Raw genomic sequence first — 5,535 nt, 5'->3', positions numbered from 1 at the left:
ACGCCGACCCCCGCACCACCATCCGCTACGACCGAGCCCATCAATGGGTATCCGGGCCTACCGAGGCGACATGGTTCTGGCGGTTCTTCGACTACTTATAAACCACCTTGCCGACTCCCGAAGGCATGCGGGTCTAACTCAACACTTACTCACATGCCGCGATCCGCTCGCTACCGGGCGTCTCCCTGCCGAGGGTCAGCCGACGCCCGCTCGTGCCGATGTCAGTGCCCGCATGGCCGCTGATAGGCCCGTTGGAATGCATCCGACGGTCACTGGCCCGCATAAGTGACCAGCCAACCTATCCCAAGGCCGCCGAGTGCGATCACGTATCCCACGGCCATCCCGACGATCCACCACGGCCGCCGCAGAGCGCACGTTCCGGCCGCGATCACGATCCCGGCGAGAGAGGCCCAGATCGGAATGGTCGCCGCCACCATCTGACCTACGTGAGCACAGATATAGCGACCTGGCGAGGTCGAGCAAGTGCGACCGGCCCACAAAGCCAAGAGGGCAACAAATGAGCCGCATCCGGAGAACGCGACCAGGAGAGTCAGGCCCAGGCCCACCAACAGACCATCCTTGCGATCTTGCGGAGGCGGGCTTGGCGTCTGCTTCTCCACCAGTGCGACGGTACGTGCGTGAGGTTCACCCAGAGGCACCTTTCCGATGACACGCTTCGACTCTTGTGGTTTGACGCTGGCGGTCCCCAACCTCCGGATGTGCCGCGATCCGCTCGCTACCGGGCGTCACCCTGCCGAGGGTCAGCCGACGCCCGCTCGTGCCGAAGAGAGTGCCAGCGGCGGTTCACCGATCCGACCCTCGGCGGCCGGGCGACCGTCATCCACCTGCAGATCCGGCGATTGTTCTGCGGCCGAACCGGCTGCCCGGTCAAGACGTTTTCGGCGTCGGCCCAGGTGGTGGCGGTTACGGACGCGCCGACGTTTCGGCCCATCGACCGACCGCCACGCGATCAGCTCGGCTCCCGCCAACCGGATTTGTCGTCGAACGATTGCCGTGGCGGAGCCGCAATGATCGGTGCGCCAGCATGATTCTTTTGTCGCCGCAGGCAAATGGCGGCAAATAGGCCGCGTGGTCGGCAGGGCCGGCTGTTCGTTGCCGAGGGCCCAACCTGAAAGGCTGGTCGCCAGTCGTTCGGCTGACCCAGAAGATATGCCTGTGGTTCCCTTTCCGTGACTATGCAACCCAAAGGAAAGGTAGATCATGCTCAGCAAGGCTGTTACCTTCGCCGCAGGAATTGGTCTGACGATCGGCGGCCTGCTCGCTGTCGGCCCGGTCCAGGCCGACCCGCCGCCGAACCACAACATTTCACTAGACCCCACTCGGTATTTCCATACCACCGAAAGCTGCGCGGCGAGAGGCCAGCAGATGGTTGCAGCCGGATGGGGTTCCTATGACTGTGTCACGATCTGGAACGGATCACAAACCACGTTCGTATATTGGCTGGAAAAAGAGAGCTGACCCAAAGGATTATCCACAGATACTATCCTCGAGCTCGTTGCCGTGCATTTGTCGCGGCAACGATCTTTATCGTTTCGGCGGGTCGTCATGCCCGATGCCTGTCTGTGCTGATGGGGTTCTGCGATGAAGCCGGCCGACCCAGCCGGCTCGACCGCCGTACCGCGAAGATGGGTTCCATAAATCAGTCGCGCACGTCGGCGGGATGAGACGAGGTTTCGGTCACCGCGGAGGCGCTGAAGGGGGTGAGGCCCACGATATCGACCAGCGACAGGCCTTGGTCGGCGTGGGCGAGTTCGTAGAGCACCCACCAGGCGCCCTCGCTGATGCCGACTTCCGCGACGGTGTGCAAGGCGGTCACGGTCATTCTGCGGCAGGTGTTCGGCCGCGCGAACCTCGACCTGCTCCGAGCACATGTTCTGCATGCCTGATCAGCGATCGCCATCGGTCACGAAATCTGTGCCAGAGCTATTTTTCAGCGTCCGCTAGCACCGCTTCCACGGCATAGCGCCTTTTTCGTAGAGGACGTCCTCTGTTCTTGTTGCCGGTCATAGCCGGGTCGGCGGTAGAGCTAGAACGAACTCACATGCCGCAGTCCGGGTGCCACCGGAAGAGCCCCAACCGCGGGCGTCAGTCCCGACGTTCAAGTGCTCGGTCGGCGGAACTCTTCAGCCCGTGCTCGGCTACAAATTCCAGGAAATCCGCTGCGGCGGGCTCGTCGTCGCCTGCGTCGTGGAAGCGGAACCACACCGAGTCGTCGCAGCGGCCGTTGGTCACTGGGAAGCCCCAGTGGTCGCCGGTGCCAACGGGGGCGATGGCGACGAAGTTGCGGTCGGCAAAGTCCCGGTCGTTGAGGGTCCGGAGGTCGTCACTTCCTGAAGCCACAGGCGCGAGCGGGAACAACTCGACAAAGCCGAAGGCCCCTCCGCCGAAGCGGATCATGAACGCCTTGTACTTGTCCGGAAGACTCACCGCCATCTCGCGCTCGACGCTCATGATCTCCTGCGCAGTGACGGAATGGCCGTCGACAAGCGCGAATCCGTACGCGGCTTGTTCCGTAACTGACCTCCGTAGCAGTGGTTTCGCCAGCGCCTCGAACTCCGCAAGTTCCATGCGCGGATCCTACGTATCGCGTTGCCGGCCACTGACGTGCTTAACTGCCGCAGATCGCGCGGGTATCACGATGACCTCCCAAGTCCGCTGACGGCAGCGGGTCTGCCTCCACGAAGGTCTCGGGTTGGAAGACGTTGAGCATCGTTCAGTCGTCTCCCGAGGGCGAACCGGCATGACGCGGGTCCATGACGGCGATGCGATCGGCCAGCCGCTTTGCCTCACCCTCGGGGTCGCCGGGCTCTACCGGCAGATGAAGCAATAACTGCCGCCAAGGCGTGTTCTGGGTCGCGCTTGATCGATGGGGGTGATAGAGCAGCACCGTCACGATCCCCCGCTGCCACGGCCAGGCGACGACGGCCTGGAGTTCGCAGTCCCACCTGGCGAGGACTTCTGGAGTTTCTCGCAGACGCCGGCCCAGCAACCGAGCCACCGTCCGAGCAAACCACTCCCAGCTGGTGTCCGCCGCCGCGCGGCGCAGCTCACGGTCATATTCGGCAGCGTCGAAGCGGAATTCCGGAAGCTCAATGTCGTCGTCTTCGGGATCGCGCCATTCCCCCCAAACGACCGAGTCTCCGTCCCGGCGAACGGTTACGTATAGCGCCCCACAGCATCCCTCGGTGCAGTCCGCGGTCGCGAGGCTCACTTCGCGTGGCTGGGCGCGTGCCGTAAGAGGGCCTAGCGTCGCCAGCATGGTTTCCGGCTCATGGCCGGGGCCAGCAGGAAACTCATTCAGGATGTCTCGGCCATCGATCACTGGACGCACCTGCACGGGGCCACGGGAACGAGGTGGCGCGGGAACAACGACACGTAACTCAAGCCGATTCGTCATCACGGCATTGTCTCGATCCCGGCACAGGAACCCCACACCGTTTACGTTCTAGTGCCGACCAACGTGCTCATTTGCCGCTGTCCGCGCTCGGGTAGGCCGCCGCCGTCACGACTGGTAGTCGACAGGGAAGGACCGGCGTCTTGTCGTGCAGAGAAGAGTGCGTCAGCACTTCGTCATGATCAAAGCTACCCATTTTCGTCACAACTTCTCCGCAGCGCACGGATACGTTCCGGTTCGTGGATGACATCGCGACACTCGAGACGACAGCACCCGAGCCGCCAGGACGGAGGCCGGCGCTTGCTACCTTTGCGGCAGCCGCGCTCGCGATCGGCGGTGCGCTGTTCGTAGGTGAAGTACTCCTCTCCGTTGAGCGGTACCTCACCGGCGAGCGGGTTTACGAGCAGGCGAAGGATGATGGCGTAATCAAACAGGTGGGGGGCTTCTTCGCCGAGGGGGCGTTCGTTGCTGCCGGCGCCGCCCTTCACGTCGTCCCCGCCTTGGTCGGTGTTGTCATCGGTTGCCTTCTAGGTAGTCCTAGCCCCCTTCACCGCCCTCGGCCACAACTGGGCCCGGGCCGTCGCCTGGATCCTGGGTGTCCCGGTGCTCATCTGGTACGGCGTGCTGGCGACCGTTCATCTCGCTCTGCCGTCCTTGCTGGGCCCTGGTCCGGTGGAACCGACGCCACCTGATTTGGTGGACCCGACGTCACTGGAACTGACGCAGCGATACGAACAGGGATGGCCGGGATGGCTGGACATGCTGGACATAGTCCTCATGGTTTCCGTCCCGCTGGTATTGCTTACAGCCTTAGTGAGTCAGACCGTGCCGACAGCAGACGCCTATTTCCGCCTTCGGCGGCGGAGAACCGCCAATGGCCAACCGGCATGATCGGATTCGCTCACATGGCGCGGTGAAGGCGCGTGATGTCGCCATCCGGGCTCTACGAGCGGTAGGCAGAACCGCTCGCGCCAACCGTTGTGCAACGAGCGCTGCATCGATGAGGAGGCCGACGACCGATGGGCACCTGGGCCCGGCCCGACACCAGGACGGTGCCGGGCCGGAACGGGCGGTGAGGTCAGCAGGCGACCTTGGTACGGCCGGACTTCTGCTTCCACGTACACGTGTCGTGGGTCTTACCCGCCTTGGTCTTCAGGGTCGCAGTGTCACCGGTGTTGTTCCACACGTAGTTCCCGCGGCTCCAGTACAGGTGCCTGGCGGTGTTGCTGCCCTTGCCGGTGTGCAGGTAGACGACACCGCCCTTGCCGGCGATCGTGACGTTGCCAATCGTGTAGGTGGCCGACTTGTCGACGATCTTCCAGCCTTTCAGGTTGACCGCCGCACTGCCCGTGTTGACCAGCGCGATCCACTCGGTGTTGAGGCTCGCGTTGGAGCGGGTGTCCTTGCCGGGCGAGTCGTACTGGGTGGAGTGGAACCGCAGCGCCGGCGCGGCTTGGGCGGGGCCCGCAACGGTGAGGACGGCGCCGACGGCAATCGCGGCCGCGGTCAGGGTGCCGAGCAGTTTGCGCACGGATGGGTCTCCTCATGGGGTGGTGGGATTCGGATTCTGCCGTCCTGCACAGCCGTGTCCGCTGCGCGCTGATCGGTGTGTCGGTTCGTCGCGGTCGCCTAATCGACGGGCCACAGCGACGTATGGGCGGTCACGGGCGGCTGTCCGGGTATGAACAAGCCGCCGGAAGCCCAAGCATTCCGGCTGTCGGCTGGGTGAGCATGGAGAAGCTGATTTTCTGTATGCCGACCTCCAGCGGTAGGACGTCACGACGTGACCGGCAGGAACATCCGGATCTGCCGCGATCCGCGCGGCTCAGCCGATAAGGCGGGAACGCGGACGGGCGCTTGCCAAGCCATCGGAAACTGGCGAGCTGAGGACCGCGTCAATGCTGTGGATTCGCCGCGTCTCGTCGTCTAGGGCCTAGGATCCCGCGCGCCCTTCGGGGACGCGGAGACGCGGGTTCGAATCCCGTCGAGGCACTTGGCCGACGCCGCAGACGGCGTCGGCCAGCACACTTACCTGCATGGATGCCGGTTGTCTAGCGCGGTTTTCGTAGTCGGTTGAGTGGTTCTGGCAGTAACGGATCGGCTCGCGACGCGATGCAGAG

7 protein-coding genes and 1 tRNA gene are annotated in these 5,535 nt (G+C 64.0%); 3 read left to right on the top strand and 5 right to left on the bottom strand.

The features are described from left to right. Positions 1–269 precede the first annotated feature (269 nt). Positions 270–620, bottom strand: coding sequence for a hypothetical protein (locus BC793_RS49410; protein ID WP_146246823.1), 351 nt, complete (start codon positions 618–620; stop codon positions 270–272). A 601-nt stretch (positions 621–1,221) separates the two neighbouring features. Here BC793_RS49410 and BC793_RS49405 point away from each other — a divergent pair. Further along, on the top strand, positions 1,222–1,479 hold the full coding sequence (locus BC793_RS49405; protein WP_146246822.1) for a hypothetical protein: 258 nt from the start codon (positions 1,222–1,224) through the stop codon (positions 1,477–1,479). Positions 1,480–1,660: 181 nt separating this feature from the next. Here BC793_RS49405 and BC793_RS50110 read toward each other — a convergent pair whose 3' ends face one another. The 3 genes from BC793_RS50110 to BC793_RS49400 form a co-directional block, all read right to left on the bottom strand. Next, positions 1,661–1,837 (bottom strand): hypothetical protein, encoded by a 177-nt coding sequence (locus BC793_RS50110; RefSeq protein ID WP_158319606.1) that lies wholly within the window; start codon positions 1,835–1,837, stop codon positions 1,661–1,663. A gap of 269 nt (positions 1,838–2,106) precedes the next feature. Continuing rightward, positions 2,107–2,589 carry an SMI1/KNR4 family protein gene (locus tag BC793_RS48420; protein WP_109603404.1) on the bottom strand — a complete coding sequence of 161 codons (483 nt, stop codon included), beginning with the start codon at positions 2,587–2,589 and terminating at the stop codon, positions 2,107–2,109. Positions 2,590–2,734: 145 nt separating this feature from the next. Beyond that, entirely contained in the window at positions 2,735–3,418 is a 684-nt protein-coding gene (locus BC793_RS49400; RefSeq protein WP_146246821.1) for a hypothetical protein, read from the bottom strand. A gap of 600 nt (positions 3,419–4,018) precedes the next feature. Between BC793_RS49400 and BC793_RS49395 the strand changes: the two genes are divergently transcribed. Continuing rightward, positions 4,019–4,306, top strand: coding sequence for a hypothetical protein (locus BC793_RS49395; RefSeq protein WP_146246820.1), 288 nt, complete (start codon positions 4,019–4,021; stop codon positions 4,304–4,306). Between the two features lie 187 nt (positions 4,307–4,493). Here BC793_RS49395 and BC793_RS48415 read toward each other — a convergent pair whose 3' ends face one another. Beyond that, a complete protein-coding gene (locus BC793_RS48415) occupies positions 4,494–4,946 on the bottom strand; it encodes a lamin tail domain-containing protein (RefSeq protein ID WP_109603403.1) in 453 nt (150 codons plus the stop codon). 384 nt (positions 4,947–5,330) lie between these two features. Between BC793_RS48415 and BC793_RS50105 the strand changes: the two genes are divergently transcribed. Further along, positions 5,331–5,408 (top strand) — tRNA-OTHER (locus BC793_RS50105). The last annotated feature ends 127 nt before the right edge of the window (positions 5,409–5,535 follow it).

This window comes from Actinoplanes xinjiangensis (assembly GCF_003148685.1).
Lineage (GTDB): Bacteria > Actinomycetota > Actinomycetes > Mycobacteriales > Micromonosporaceae > Actinoplanes > Actinoplanes xinjiangensis.
This window is presented reverse-complemented; position numbering and strand designations above follow the sequence as displayed.

Bases quoted from the DNA above. Each gene is read 5' to 3' on its own strand.
- BC793_RS49405 (WP_146246822.1), top strand. From the start codon at position 1,222: ATGCTCAGCAAGGCTGTTACCTTCGCCGCAGGAATTGGTCTGACGATC.
- BC793_RS48420 (WP_109603404.1), bottom strand. From the start codon at position 2,589: ATGGAACTTGCGGAGTTCGAGGCGCTGGCGAAACCACTGCTACGGAGG.
- BC793_RS49400 (WP_146246821.1), bottom strand. From the start codon at position 3,418: ATGACGAATCGGCTTGAGTTACGTGTCGTTGTTCCCGCGCCACCTCGT.